We start from the raw sequence: 13,386 nt of genomic DNA, 5'->3' as shown, positions 1-13,386 counted from the left end.
TTAAGCACCCGCAGGGGACAACCCCACGGTTACCCCACGTTTTCGTTCTCGGTGGCCCCCGCGAAGCCCTCCAGGACAGCTGTGAGATCCGGTGCCATGGCCGCCCGCTCCACGTAGTGCAGGCCGGTCACGGACGGTGAAGCGTGCCCGAGCTGGGCGGCCGCAGCGTCGGTCCCCATCGCCCTGTCGATGGCCGTGGCCGCGGACCTCCGCAGTGTGTGCGGGGTGACCCACTCGAACCTCTCGCCGCGGGCGTCCCGCAGCTGCCGCCGGAGGTTGTGCGGCGACCGGAGGGTGAGAGCCGAGGACGGGAACACCAGGCCGCTGTCGTCGCCCTCGGGGACCGCCACTGACCGGCGCAGTAGGACGGTTACCACGAACCTCGGGAGCATGACCGTGCGGTGGCTCGCGTCCGTCTTGGGCACCGGCTGACGTATCAGCCCCTTCCCCTTTACCTGCGTCACGGTCCCGGACACCGTGAGGGTGGGCCGCTCTCCCTCGAGGTCCACGTCAGCCCACCGGAGGGCGCACAACTCCCCAATCCGCAACCCGGTGCCGGCGAGCACGTCCAGGACGTCCACCAGGTCAGGCGTGCGCGGGCGTCCCGTGTCGGCAGGCTTGGAGGCCCACGCCGCGACACCGGTCCGCAACGCACGGTACTCGTCCGGGGACAGGGCCTTGGGCGGTTTCCGGTCCACGTGGGGCAGCCTCGTGCCGGCCACCGGATTGTGCTGAAGGGCATCGTGGCGGACCGCGAGCGCGAACATCTCCGACAGCACGACCTTGGTGTTCCTCGCCTTGGCGGGGGTGGTCTCCGCCAGCGTGGACAGGAACCGTTGCACCCGCCCCACCGTGACTTCCCGCAGCGCGAGACCGCCCAGGGCTGGGATCACTGCACCATCTACTAGAGCTCGGTATTCGTCCACGGTGCGGGCTCGCAGTTTGGAGTGCTCGAGTTCCCGCAGCCACTCCGCCGCCAGTTGCTCAACCCGGGTGGCACCGGTGACGTCTTGACCTATGTCTCCGGTGCGTTCACGGACTAGGGCTTCCAGGGCACGCCGTGCCCCAGCCTGCGACGTGCCGGTGGCTTCGGCCTGCCTGGTGCGTCCGGCCGCGTCGCGGAACCTTCCACGGGCCCGCACCTTCCGGTGCCCGAGTTGTGTGTAGGTGATCGTGCCGAGCTCACCGATCCCCAGCCGTGGTCTAGGCATCGCCGCCCCCTCCTGTTTCGAGTTCCCACTGTTTGGTGCCATGGGCCACCGCGTCATCGACGGTGAGGGAGAGCGCCTTATCGATGAGCGCCAGCATTTCCTCAACATGCTGGGCCATAGGTCCCTCGTAGACGCCTGCTTCGGCGTAGTGGACGACTCCTGCCCTCCCCTGGGCCACTCCTTCACGGGCCGCGAGGAACGTCGTAACGGCCTCGCTGATGTTCCGGTGGGCGCCCTCCATGTCGTGGGCGAGGTCCGCCGCTTGGTCTAGTGCCGCCACGGCTTCGGGGGTGACCAACAGCTTGTCCAGGGTGATGTCGAGTACCCGGGCGATGGTCACCGCTTCATCGAGCCGCACGGCGCGTTGTCCGGATTCGAGGCGGGCAAGGGTTGTTTGGTGCCCGAGTGCTGTGGCCCCGGTGTCTCGGAGGTATCGGGCCAGGTCTCCCTGGGTCCAGTTGCGGGCTTCTCGTTGCCGCCGGAGGTTCTCGCGGAAGGAGCGGCTGACGGTGGTTTCTGACATGGCACGAGCATTTCACGATTTGGCATTGCACATCAACACGTCTCGTGATTATGCTGTATGTGTGTAGCCGCGAAACACGCGGTGTGGCCTCAAGGAGAACACGTTGACCGCAATGCCCACCCCCGGCGCCGCCCGGCTGCTGTCGATGCAGGACCTCTCCGATCGATACGGCGTGCCGCTCCAAACCGTCCGTCGGTGGCGTACCACCAACTACGGGCCCGCCGGCTTTGCCGTGGGTCGATACGTCCGATACCGACTCGCAGACGTCGAAGCCTGGGAGCAGTCCCAGCTCGACGCAGCCTGACCCGCCCCACCCCCAGCAAGACCCCCGACAGGAGACACCCCCCATGTCTACGATCACCGCCCCCGCGCCTGAGACCGCCGCCACGACGAAGACCGCCAAGCCGCCCACGATCATCCACCTGATGCACCAGGACGACATTCTCGAAGCCCAGGTTTACGGCGTCCCCGGTGTCGCCGTTTGCGGCTTCGAGTTCGTTCCTTCGTCCGGGTCCGCCACGTCGGGCGGTGGCGAGTCCGTTGTTTGCGAGTCCTGCGACATCCTCACCAAGTGCGGGGTCCGTCATCCGCGGAAACGCCGGTAGCACCCCTCTACCGTCATGGAGAAGCCCCCGTCACCTTCGTGGTGACGGGGGCTTCGTCGACTGCGCCATTGATGGGCGCCGCGGGACCTCTAGTCCATCACCATGTGGAGCACCGCGCTGAGCCATGGGAGCCGGTTCCAGTGGCCTCATCCACGACGACATCACCGACGTAGAGACGGCACGTGACGGTGGTGGTGTCTGACATGAACGCCGGCGAAATCCCCACCCGCCATTCGCCGGCCTCGGTGGTGCCGACGACACCATCCCAGGCGCCGGACTCGTCAGTCTCCATGTCATGGTCGCCACCATCAGGGTCGTACAGCCGGATGGAGGTGGGCCCGTCCGCTTCGACTTCCAACCGCACCTCTTCCGGTCCGGGCTCAGGAAGGGCGGAGTCGATGGCGCCGAGGGCGATGATTGCTAGCCCAACCCCGCCGGCTGCCCACATCCACTTAGGTCGGTTGGGTCGGCGTTGGGTAATGGTCTTCATGGTGGTGTTCCTTGTCTGCTTTTACTCAAGTCCTCGAGTACCCCGACATCTCCGAGGGCGGCTTGGTGAAACTAATGGGCCACCGTTGAGGGAATGGGTGTGCGAGTTAGTGGGGCTTCTCCCTGAAAACAACGTTAGCAATCGCACACGACGTTGAGCGGTATGTGACGTCGGGCTCGGGCGCCGCATAAGGGGCGCGTACGGGCGGATCTCGTCCAGGAGACAGGCGTCCACCGCCATCTCGACAGTCGGCCAGGGACTGCCGGTCTTCCCCAAAATAACAATTTGATAACGGGCGCAGGAGTATTTAGGAACACGTTGGAAAAGGCAGGAATACATACCCATGGGGGTAATTGCTGATCCCAGTGCAATCGTTGAAAGTCCCGGATACTCGGAGATGTAGGAGGGGAAAGCCCCCGCCACTACGCAAAAGAGGACCCGGAATGTACCGACTCGACCCGGCCACAAAACGCGCCGCAACCATGATCGGCGTGGCCACCCGTCGCCATGGTGCCGACTCACCCCAGGTGCACGAAGCACGCCAGGACCACGCCGCGTGCACCGCAGCGCACTACGCCCGAAAGCTCGCCGCTCTCGGTCCTATCAGAGATCAGGACCGCGTCCTCATCCTCGCCGCCCTCGACGGACACGAGGAGACCCGCGATGAGTAGACCACCCCAGGACATGAAAACGGCCCCGGTGCACGTCGCCAAACAGAACACCGGAGCCGCAGCCCCAGCCGCTACCAACGAACAGGGACACCAAAACTCTATGCCTCATTCTACCGTCGCAGGCACCCCCGTGGGGCGTCTGAACTCAACGGATCTCAAGCAGCCCCGGCCTATTGGAGAGATCCTCCGTGAGCTCTTCGAGACTCGTGAACGAGCTTATGAACTCCTTCGCGCCGTCGACCCGGTAGCCGTGGAGCTCTACCAGGCGGGATTCCGGGCCGGCATCGAAGAAGGTGAGCGGCGAGCCGACAACCAGGGTGAGCGGGACGCCGGCGTCTTCCTCAATTACTTGGCCGAAGACGCCGGTGCTACTCCCGGGCCCATCCCCCCGCTTGAGAACTATCGGGGAGCTGCCGCGTGAACGACCTTCACGAGCGTCTCCCCGCGGAGCTCGAGCAGTACCAGCCCGAAGAGCAGGAGCGGTCCACCTGGGCCCGAATCGACCTGTCCTCTGTCCTGGACGGGACCTTCGTGGCACCCGAGCCGGAACTCATGGCCCGCACCGACGGACACTGCCTCCTGTACCCCGGGAAGGTCCACTCGTTCCAAGGCGAGTCGGAGTCGGGAAAGTCCATGCTCGCCCAGGCCGAAGCCGCACGCGCCATCCAGGACGGTGGGCACGTGCTCTACCTCGACTTCGAGTCCGACCAGGCCACCGTCGTCGGGCGCCTGCTGCTCATGGGATGCGCCCCCGGACAGATCCTCATGCAGTTCGACTACCGACGCCCCGACGCCCCGTTGGGGGACGCAGCGGCCGCGGCGGAATGGGCGGAACTCACCCGCACCCCTTACATGCTCGCCGTGATCGACGGCGTGACTGAAGCGTTCAGTGTCCAGGGCGTGAACTCCCTGGACAACGACGAGGTCACCAAATGGGGGCGTGCCGTGCCCCGCCGGCTGGCCGAGCGCACCGGGGCCGCTGTCGTGGTCGTGGACCACGTGACCAAGAATCGGGAGACCGCGGGGCGGTTCGCCATCGGCGCCCAGGCGAAGATGTCCTACCTCACCGGTGCGTCCTACGGGGTGGAGGTCACCGAGCCCCTGGGCGTCGGGATGCGTGGCGTGCTGTCCATCCGGATCGGCAAAGACCGGCCTGGACGTGTTCGCCCGCAGTCGGGGAAGTTCCGCAAGAGTGACCGCACCCAGGAGGCGGCCGTCGCGGTGATCGACTCCACCGACCCGGAGTGCATCGAGTACACGCTCGAACCACCCCAGGACGGCCAGGAAAGTGACGGAAAGGGCAGTGAAGGCTTCCGCCCCACTGCGCTCATGGAACGTGTCTCCAGAGCCTTCGAGGACGCAGGAAGGCCCCTCACATCCAAGGCCGTCCGTGCAGTTGTCATCGGCAAGGCCGCCTACGTCACCCAGGCAACTCAGATCCTCGAAGCCGAGGGGTACATCCGTCGCCCCTCCCCCAATGCACCGCTCGTGCTCATCCGCTCTTACCGCGAAACCGACGAGATGGAGGGCACTCCGTGAACATCATCATTGCGCCCTCTGGGGGTGTGTCCCTGTGTCCCTCCTATAGGAGGAGGGACACGGGGGACACGCTCCCCGAAGTGGTGGGGACACGGCGGGACACCCCCGGGGACACGCGGGGACACGGCGGGACACGGGGGACACGGGACCCGGGACACGGGCGGGACACGGCCCCTAAAACCGGGACATCCCGGGACACGGCCCCTAAAACCGGGACATCCCGGGACACGGCACAAGGGGGCACCTGATGACTGACTGCACCTGCCAGGACCCCGCGGACCGCGAGCGCGTCGAATGGATGATCCGCACTGCGAAGACCAAGGCCGAACTCCAGGACCTCGTCAGAGCCCTCGACGCCCGGAACATGCGCCTCCAACGAGTACGCGACCAACTCGGCGTCCAACTCGCCCAAGCACGACTGAACTACCCCCAAACGACTTGCACGGCCAAGGAGCCCACCCGATGAAGCTCGCTGACATCCACTACCTGTCCCGTTGGACCCCCACCGCCGACCCGCTCGAATTCCGGATCGACGAGATCCACGCCCGGCTCGACCGGATCGAGACCGGCATCGACGAACTCCGCACCACCAACGACTCCATCCTCCGCAGCATCCAGGGCGGTGCCCGATGACCCGCACCCGAGCCTCCGCGAAGGCCGCCGGCACCCGCTTCGAACGAACCGTGGCCGACTACCTCGCCACCCACGTGGACGACCGAATCGACCGCAGAGTGAAAACCGGCGCCAACGACAAGGGCGACATCGGCGGGGTCCGCACCCGCGACGGCCACCGCCTCGCCCTCGAATGCAAGGACTACGGGGGACGCCTCGAGCCCTCCGCATGGCTCAGAGAAGCCGCCACCGAACGCGACAACGACGGGGCCCTCGCCGGGCTCGTCATCGCCAAACGCCGCGGTGTGTCCGACCCCGGCCAGCAGTACGTGCTCGGCACCGTGGACGACCTCGTAGCGCTACTCCAGGGCGCCCGCCCGGAGGTGAACCGATGAACGCCACCGGCCTTCCCTCCCCCGCCGACCTCGCCGAAGCCATCGGCCTCATCGGGGAATCCACCGGGCACTCCATGTTCGGCGCCCGCCTCGCCCTCGCGAAGGGCGACACCGCCCTCGCCTACCACTGCTACCTCGAGCACCGCCGCCGGATCAACGCCCGGGTAGTGCCCCGCATCGACGCAGCCGCCAACAACGTATTCGACGGCCTCGACCCCACCGAACTACTCCGCCGCCAAGCGGAACTCCCCACCCGCGCCGACACGAAAGGCACCCGATGAACCCCCGTAGGACCGACGAAGAATGGCCGGCCCACCGGGCTAAGCGGAAGCGCCGCAAGGCCCGCAAAAGGGCCACCAAGGGCGGACAGCAGGACAGCAAGCGAGGACACCACCGATGAGAAACGAGCAAGCCCTCCGCAACGAAGCCCGCGTCCTCGAGCTCCGCGCCCAGGGCCTCACCGTGGACCAGATCGCCGCCGACGAGTCCGTAGGCATCACAACCCCATCCGGGGTCGCCAAGGCGCTTAGGCGGGCTCTGGAGAAGGACCGCTCCGTGGCCGTCGAAGCGTTCCGCGGTTACGCATGGAAGGAACTGGACGAGATCAATCGGCAGACCGTCGCGATCCTCGAATCCCCCACTGCCTCCGATGGGGACAGGCTTAGGGCCCTGGATCTCCGCCGGCGGGTACTCACCGACCGCGGGGAACTTATCGGCTACGGGAAGGCGCTGGAGCGTGCCCATGCCGCTGCTGAGGCCGAGATCTCCGAGATGCCTGAAGCTGGCCCAGGGTTCCTCAACGTCGTGTCGCTGGACGGCGCCCCCACCGATGTACTCCCCCGCGAGTTCGAGGCCGTGGGCGTGATCCCGCCGGACACCGTGCTCATCCTCGTGGACCCGGATTGGCAGCTCCATCCGGCGGGCATCGGAGTGTTCAGCCGGGACGGGAAGCTCAAGCGCGGCAACACCTTGCTCCGCTGCGAACCCGAAGAGCTAGACCCGTTCCTCGAATGGCGCCGGATGCAGAGGGACGAGCGGCATGCACAGGCGCGTGCGGCCCGCGGGCTACCCAACGCCGACCGTGACCTCATCGTGGACCCGTAAGTACACGAGCACTCACGACGGCCCCAGGTAATGGACAACATCACCTGGGGCCGTCTCGCGCTTTGGTGCCCCTAGCCCGTCCGAGATGCCCCATAGGCTGAGCGCACCATCGACCACTCACCCCCAGGAGGGCACCGATGAACACACAGCAACTCATGGCGAGCCTTGCCGACCAGGACACGGAACGGCTTCTGCTGGCAGCGCATGCCCGTGGCACGCAGTCCACCACCACGGAGCTCGGATCTGACATCGGCGAAGAGCCTGACTATGTGTCAGAACTCGCCCGCCAACTCAAGCAAGTCAACCTCGTGGAGTTCCTCGAAACGCTGGGCGAAGACTATGTCGAGTTGAGCCCCACGGGCAGGTCTGTAGCGCGAAAGATTGAGCAGTCGTTCGCCTCCGGAGGCCGTCGCACGGAGGCCATTCGCCGCGGGGTGCTGGAGGCGATGCTCAACAAGGGCCGTGTTGACTCCATGGCCCTGGCACAGAATTGGACCGGAAGACACGTCGATCCGCCAGTGGACCATGACGAGGTCGCCCAGGCATTCGAGTTCCTGAAGAAGAACGACATGATCCGGGCCGAGGGCACCTGGCAGGGCGTATTTCTCGGCATTGGGATCACCTCAGCCGGACGCGACGCCCTGGAGCAAGGCGTCCGCCTCGTCACTCCGGGCAGTGCTCCTACGATCAACGACTACCGGGACATGCGAGACCAGTCGAACAACCTCACACAGCATGGCGGAGTCATGGGCGCGGTGGGCCTTGGCAATCAGAACACGATCACGGGGTCCGTGACGATGGGACCCCACGAGGTCGAGAGTGTGCGGCAGGATCTCCAGTCCGCCTTGAGCATGGTGCAGGACGTGCCCGAGATCGATCACCAGTTAGTCACTGAGGCTATTGAGGACGCGCTGGAGGAAGTCGAGAAGGACGAGCCGAAGCCCCGCATGATCCGCCGGTGTGTGGACGAAGGCTTGAGGGCGCTGTCCACCTCGACTGGAACGGCCGCGGGTGCATCCCTCGTGGGTCTGCTGCAAGGCGTTCTGGGGACTCTCTAGCCTCTGGCCCGCGGCGCCCAGAAACATGAAGCACCCCCACCCGGGCGAGGGCGGGGGTGCTTTCTCGTGTCGGGGCGTCTCACAACCGTCTATGGAGACAACGAAATGCGCCAAGAGTCGAAACACATAGTTGCGATACACCCCGACCTGCGGCTTTGTTCCGAACCGAAGGTGTCTCCTCAGGCGTCTCCCAAGCCGAGGGTTGCGCGACAGATAAAGGTCACTCCTGATCCCCACCCTCCGCTGTAGGTCGTGAAACAATTAGGTACTAGAGGGGTTGATCTGATATAAGCCCCGACCGACTATCAGGAGAACCCAACATGGGAGCCAAAACCAAGCCCTTCGATTGGAGCGCGACCCCGGCATCGTGGGCCGAAATCGGGCAGCGCACGCTATTCGAGATCTACGCACTGCTGGGCAGGAACCACGCCGGGGCCGGCGCCGCTGAGGCCACTGCCGAGGAAATCATTCACGCTGTTGACCGCGCTATCCGTTCCGTGACTCCCCTGGACGCCGTGCAGGCATGGGTGGCGGACAAGGCCGCTGACATCCCGGTGGTGACCCCGTGAGCACCTTCAAGCCTCTCCCCGCCCACCAGGCGCAGGCCCTCGGGCAGCTCGTCGCCGCGACCCTCGACGGTGTTGGTGACGTCGCCCTGTCCGAGGGCGCCCCGAAGCCCCCGACCTGGGCGCAGCTGGCCAACCTCCGCGACGCCGCATGCAAGACACCCGCCCCCGAGGTGGCGCTGTCCGCGCCCTCCCAGCCTGCCGCGAAGCCGCAGACGGTGAAGCTTGTCAATGGCTCGTCTGTGGCGCAGCGCCGGGCCGCGGAGATCATCGCCCACGAGAAGATCCGGGACTTCGAAGCGAAGTACGGCGTCGGAGCGACCCTCGAGGAAGCCCGGGAGCAGGACGCCGCAGACGAGTACCTGGACCGGATGGGGCTGCGACCGTGACCGCCCCTCGTGAAACGACCACTGTCGGTGTCCGGTTTCCCGCCTCGCTGCTGTCGCGGGTAGACGAGCTCGCCGCCCACGCCGGGCTGACCCGCTCCGGAGCCGTGCTGCTGTCCGTCTCCGCCGGCATCGACCCCGTAGCCCGAGCCGTCGACGCCCACCCCGCCAACACCCCCCAGGAGACCCACCGATGAGCCTGACCACCATCTCCCCCGACGACACCCTGGCCGAGGCCCGCGAGCGCCTCACCGAGGCCACTGCTGCCCACCAGGCCGCCCGGGAAGCGTCCGACGCAGCCCGTGCCACCCTGGCTGCTCTTGAGGCCGCCGCCGACCGTGGCGAGGAAGTGGACACCGCCACATTCACGACGGCGAAGGCTGACCTGTCCCTCAAGTCCCGGCGTACCGCGGCGCTCTCCGCCCAGGTGGCCGAGGCGCAGCAGGCCGTGGACGAGGCACACAAGGCCGTCTACGCCGCCCGCCTGACCGACATGGCCGCCGCTCTCCCGTCCCTGGACAAGCCCCGTCAGAAGGCCGTCAAGGCGTTCGAGGACTACCTCGCCGCTGTCCGCGCCCAGGACGACGCCGTCCGGGAGCTCTACGCCGAGGCAAAGGGCCTCCCCGACTTTCCCCACGGCAAGCCGGGGCAAGAGAAGGCGACCGGGTGGCCGGCCTACGCGACGTTCTACCAGGGCCAGTGGAAGGTCGAAGGCCGCCTCGGGCACGTCCTGATCGACGGCACGCCGATCAAGCGCCCCGACCTCACCCGCGAGGGCGAGCGCCTCGCAGAAGAACTGGTCCGGCAGGCACGCGCCCGCTAGACCCCCACAGACTGCGCCCTCCTCCTGCTTGGTGGTAGCGGAGGGCGCCACCGCCCCGTCTGTCGCCTGGAAAACGACGGACGGGGCACCCACAAAAACCGCTGACGGAGGACAGGCCCGAGGCACCCACTAACCAGGAGAACCCCGTGTCTGCTTCCACAACCGCCCGCCTCGGATACGCCGTGCTCGGCACCATGCGCCTCGGCGACGACAGTGACCCCACAGCCGTGAGCGACCACCCCACGGAGGAGACCAACTGATGGCTCCCTACATCCCCCTGACCCCGGACCTTCCGCTCAAGTCGATCCTCACGCCAGACCACATCGCCCACATCGAAAATGGCATCACCGGCGTGGCTGCCGAGGCCCGCACCTACGTGGACGACGTGGCCGTGCAGATCCAGGCCGGCCAGGTCACCGACGCAGCATTTGACGCCGCTGTAGACCGTGCCGCCGCGGACGGCCGCCTCGTCGTCGAAGGCGGCGGTGGCACCGCGCCCGGGGTGGAGGTCATCGAAACCCAGCCCGGCGCCTACCAGTTCACCTCCGGAACCACCGAGGCCATGCTCTACGGCCTCACCGCCGAACAGAAACTCCCCGCCGCCGCGAAGTCGGACCTGCGCACCGAGTTCACCACGAAGACCGAGGTGCAGGAGGCCGGTTACCTGACTAACGTTCCGGACTCCTCCGTGGCCACCCTCGTGCAAACACCCGGGACAGGGACCCGTAACGGCGTTCACGACGCCATCGACAAGCGCACCTCAGTCATCAACGCGCTTGCCTTCGGATACGACCCCACTGGCACGACGATTTCCGGGCCAGCAGTTCAGGCCGCCATTGATGCCGCTGCCGCGAATGGTGGCGGGTCTGTCTTCGTCCCAGACGGGCACCTGAAGCTCTCCTCGTCGCTCAAGCCACGCACCGACGTACGGCTGTTCTGCAACGAAGGGCGCGTGAAAGTCACGGCCACCGCGGGAATCCACGCGTTTCTTGTTGATCCTGCATCCCCGATCACGGGCCGATTCACCGTTGAAGGTTTCGACTTCGTGGGGACGAAGGGCGACCCGGGCGTATACCCATCCCGCCACAACATCTCCATTACGGGGGCTCAGCAGGGCGGTGGGATGCGCTCTGGTGGCTGGTTTGTCGGCAACCAGTCGACGATTCCCTCTGCTGCCGGGCAGCCGTTGGTGCAGGACCTCGTCTACCGGAATTGCACGTTCACCAACCTCCAGCAGCCTCTCCACTTCTCGGGGTTCTCCGGGCATGGTGAGGTCACGGGGTGCAAGTTTGTAAACACCCTGGACCCATCGTTCACCTACATGGGGCCGAACGCGTCGCTGATCTACAAGGGGAACCTCACGCTGAACGGTGGGGACAACGGTGTGTCCGTGTCTCGGATGACCCGGAACGTTGTCATCTCCGACAACATCTTCATCGGTTGCGCGTATTTCGGCATCTGGGTCGCCGGGTACATCCTGGATGACTCGAACATGGACCCTGGTGCCGACCGCTTCACCGTGTCCGACAACGTGATCTTCAACTGCGGTGACGGCGGTATCAGTCTCGCGAACGGCCCGCGCTACGGGACTATCTCCGGCAACCTCGTGGACACCATCCTCGCTGGCCCGCTCGACGCCCCAACTCTCGGCAAGGGCCACGGAGTTCGTATCTCCGGGTTCCCGGACGACCGACCTGTCATCCGGCATGTCGACACGATCAATGTCACCGGCAACACGTTCCGCAACATCGCCCGCGCCGGCATCGGCATCCGGGACGCCCGAAACGTGCGGATCGGTGAGAACCTCTTCGTCAACGTGGGCCGAGAGACACAGGTGGGGACGGGCGATCCCATCGCTTCGACGGACACGCAGTACAACTGCGGGATCTACACCGCGGTGTCGTCGTCGCTCGCGAACATCTTCATCGTCAACAACACCTTCATTGATGAACGCCAGTCGCCACTGATGAACTACGGCATCCCGGACAACCTCGCAGCGGTCGCCCGGTGCTTCGGAAACCAGGGAACCGGCCTGCGAAACCCGCTGAACGAACCACTGACGGCCGGGTCCAACGTGTCGACCAACGCGACCATGTCCGTCAACGGGCAGGCGGGAACCAACCGGCGAATGTTCTTCCAGAGTTCTGGTTCGAACCGCTGGGAGATTCGGGTGTCCCAGGCGGAGACGGGCTCGAACAACGGCTCGCTGTTCCAGATCATGCGTTACAGCGACACGGGTTCCTACATCTCCACACCGTTCCAGATCAACCGGTCCACCGGAGAAGTTCGGTTCGGGGACACCCCTCCGGTATTCACGCAAGGCTTGTCACTGGGCAACGATTCCACGGTGTTCCTTGGCACTGGGACAGGCACGAAGCTGGGCACCTCGGCGTCGAAGATGGCCTTCTATGGCGGCACCCCGATTGCGAAGCCGTCGCTGACGTACTCCAAGGCGGGCGAGACAGCGGCGGAGGCGCAGCTGCGGGGTGTACTGGTGGCTCTCGGGCTGGTAACGGACAACACCTTGGCGTAGCGGTGAGGCGGGGAACTGCCGCCCTCGCTCGCTCGGGCACGGAACCTTCCGCTGTATCGCAAGCGGTGGCTTGGGAGACACATCGGTGAGACATCACAGCGCCCCCGGGATTCCGGGGAAGTGAGGGTCTCATAACTACGTCTCCCAAGCCACCGCGCCGAAATCCGTACACAAAGACTGTTGCGAGACGCCTCGCCAGCCCCAACACGGCCTGCGCCTCAACCGGCAAGCGCTGTCTCTACTGCGTTTCAAGCTGAAGGGACGTTGCACACCACTACCCACATCGAGGAGACCCCAATTGAGTGAACCGTTCAGTTTCCGGTTGTCCCCTGAAGACCACGCCCGCTTGACCGAATACGCGGAGGAAGCCGGGCTGCACCCTGCCGAATTCATCCGCACCCTGGTCGCCCACAGCGAGCCCGACGTCACCGTCGCTATCGGTGGCGTGACGGCCGGTCCGCCCGACTGGGACACCGAAGCCGCCGACCTACTGGCCGCCGAGAAGGCCAAGGACCGCGAAGACCTCGAGGGCGGTGGTGTGCTGTGACCGGGACGTGGGGCACCTACACCCTCCGGTGGCCCGAGACCGGCGAAGTGGAGACACAGCCACTCACCAAGGCACTCCCCCTGCACCGCCTCGAGGAAGTCACCACCGTGGCCGCCGAGGAGGGCATGACGCCCTCGCAGTTCCTGGCCGACTGCTTCATCGGCGCCGGCCTGGACGTGCTGTCGGTGGACTGGAGAGGACCCTCCTGATACCCAACTCCAGCCGGTTTGTCCCGGAAAATTGGAGGTGGCACCTCGTCGGTCCTATGGCCCCCGCACCCGTTACATGGGGCGGGGGCCAGGTCTCTAACCAGGGGCGCCGCC

General features: G+C 66.0%; 18 protein-coding genes. 15 read left to right on the top strand and 3 right to left on the bottom strand.

The genetic code is table 11. The annotated features are described in order from the left end of the window. Positions 1-29: 29 nt before the first annotated feature. Together GMA12_RS00185 and GMA12_RS00180 are read right to left on the bottom strand one after the other, a co-directional pair. Entirely contained in the window at positions 30-1,211 is a 1,182-nt protein-coding gene (locus GMA12_RS00185) for a site-specific integrase (protein WP_162459263.1), read from the bottom strand. Continuing rightward, positions 1,204-1,734: a helix-turn-helix transcriptional regulator gene (locus GMA12_RS00180; RefSeq protein WP_156266151.1), complete on the bottom strand. Its 531-nt coding sequence runs from the start codon at positions 1,732-1,734 to the stop codon at positions 1,204-1,206. Before GMA12_RS00180 ends, GMA12_RS00185 begins: the two co-directional genes overlap by 8 nt. 112 nt (positions 1,735-1,846) lie before the next feature. On the opposite strand from GMA12_RS00180, the gene GMA12_RS00175 reads away from it, so the two are divergent. Beyond that, positions 1,847-2,038 (top strand): helix-turn-helix transcriptional regulator, encoded by a 192-nt coding sequence (locus GMA12_RS00175; RefSeq protein ID WP_156266630.1) that lies wholly within the window; start codon positions 1,847-1,849, stop codon positions 2,036-2,038. Positions 2,039-2,081: 43 nt separating this feature from the next. After that, positions 2,082-2,339: a DUF3039 domain-containing protein gene (locus GMA12_RS00170; protein WP_156266149.1), complete on the top strand. Its 258-nt coding sequence runs from the start codon at positions 2,082-2,084 to the stop codon at positions 2,337-2,339. A 97-nt stretch (positions 2,340-2,436) separates the two neighbouring features. Here the strand turns inward: GMA12_RS00170 and GMA12_RS00165 are convergent, their stop codons facing one another. Further along, positions 2,437-2,829 carry a hypothetical protein gene (locus GMA12_RS00165; RefSeq protein ID WP_156266147.1) on the bottom strand — a complete coding sequence of 131 codons (393 nt, stop codon included), beginning with the start codon at positions 2,827-2,829 and terminating at the stop codon, positions 2,437-2,439. A 1,088-nt stretch (positions 2,830-3,917) separates the two neighbouring features. Between GMA12_RS00165 and GMA12_RS00160 the strand changes: the two genes are divergently transcribed. From GMA12_RS00160 to GMA12_RS00100, 13 genes are all read left to right on the top strand, one after another. Then, complete coding sequence (locus GMA12_RS00160; RefSeq protein ID WP_162459262.1) at positions 3,918-5,039, top strand: AAA family ATPase; 1,122 nt, start codon at positions 3,918-3,920, stop codon at positions 5,037-5,039. Positions 5,040-5,501: 462 nt separating this feature from the next. Then, positions 5,502-5,672, top strand: coding sequence for a hypothetical protein (locus GMA12_RS00155; RefSeq protein WP_156266145.1), 171 nt, complete (start codon positions 5,502-5,504; stop codon positions 5,670-5,672). After that, on the top strand, positions 5,669-6,046 hold the full coding sequence (locus GMA12_RS00150; protein ID WP_156266143.1) for a hypothetical protein: 378 nt from the start codon (positions 5,669-5,671) through the stop codon (positions 6,044-6,046). Before GMA12_RS00155 ends, GMA12_RS00150 begins: the two co-directional genes overlap by 4 nt. Further along, on the top strand, positions 6,043-6,327 hold the full coding sequence (locus GMA12_RS00145) for a hypothetical protein (protein WP_156266141.1): 285 nt from the start codon (positions 6,043-6,045) through the stop codon (positions 6,325-6,327). The genes GMA12_RS00150 and GMA12_RS00145 overlap by 4 nt, the downstream gene beginning before the upstream one ends. A 115-nt stretch (positions 6,328-6,442) precedes the next feature. After that, the gene (locus GMA12_RS00140; protein ID WP_156266139.1) at positions 6,443-7,150 is read left to right on the top strand and encodes a hypothetical protein; all 708 of its coding nucleotides are present in this window, start codon (positions 6,443-6,445) and stop codon (positions 7,148-7,150) included. Positions 7,151-7,287: 137 nt separating this feature from the next. After that, positions 7,288-8,208 (top strand): hypothetical protein, encoded by a 921-nt coding sequence (locus GMA12_RS00135; RefSeq protein WP_156266137.1) that lies wholly within the window; start codon positions 7,288-7,290, stop codon positions 8,206-8,208. Between the two features lie 320 nt (positions 8,209-8,528). Beyond that, positions 8,529-8,777 carry a hypothetical protein gene (locus GMA12_RS00130; RefSeq protein WP_156266135.1) on the top strand — a complete coding sequence of 83 codons (249 nt, stop codon included), beginning with the start codon at positions 8,529-8,531 and terminating at the stop codon, positions 8,775-8,777. Continuing rightward, complete coding sequence (locus GMA12_RS00125; protein ID WP_156266133.1) at positions 8,774-9,163, top strand: hypothetical protein; 390 nt, start codon at positions 8,774-8,776, stop codon at positions 9,161-9,163. Before GMA12_RS00130 ends, GMA12_RS00125 begins: the two co-directional genes overlap by 4 nt. Then, complete coding sequence (locus GMA12_RS00120; RefSeq protein ID WP_062735248.1) at positions 9,160-9,357, top strand: hypothetical protein; 198 nt, start codon at positions 9,160-9,162, stop codon at positions 9,355-9,357. Before GMA12_RS00125 ends, GMA12_RS00120 begins: the two co-directional genes overlap by 4 nt. Next, positions 9,354-9,983 carry a hypothetical protein gene (locus tag GMA12_RS00115; protein ID WP_156266131.1) on the top strand — a complete coding sequence of 210 codons (630 nt, stop codon included), beginning with the start codon at positions 9,354-9,356 and terminating at the stop codon, positions 9,981-9,983. The genes GMA12_RS00120 and GMA12_RS00115 overlap by 4 nt, the downstream gene beginning before the upstream one ends. 259 nt (positions 9,984-10,242) lie before the next feature. Further along, entirely contained in the window at positions 10,243-12,516 is a 2,274-nt protein-coding gene (locus tag GMA12_RS00110) for a right-handed parallel beta-helix repeat-containing protein (protein ID WP_156266129.1), read from the top strand. Positions 12,517-12,814: 298 nt separating this feature from the next. Further along, complete coding sequence (locus GMA12_RS00105; protein ID WP_156266127.1) at positions 12,815-13,063, top strand: plasmid mobilization protein; 249 nt, start codon at positions 12,815-12,817, stop codon at positions 13,061-13,063. A 47-nt stretch (positions 13,064-13,110) separates the two neighbouring features. Then, complete coding sequence (locus GMA12_RS00100; RefSeq protein WP_156266125.1) at positions 13,111-13,272, top strand: hypothetical protein; 162 nt, start codon at positions 13,111-13,113, stop codon at positions 13,270-13,272. The last annotated feature ends 114 nt before the right edge of the window (positions 13,273-13,386 follow it).

It is taken from the genome of Kocuria sediminis (genome assembly GCF_009735315.1).
In the GTDB taxonomy this organism is placed as follows: Bacteria; Actinomycetota; Actinomycetes; order Actinomycetales; family Micrococcaceae; genus Kocuria; species Kocuria turfanensis.
The sequence above is the reverse complement of the archived record's forward strand: the minus strand, read 5'-3'. Positions and strand labels throughout refer to the sequence as shown.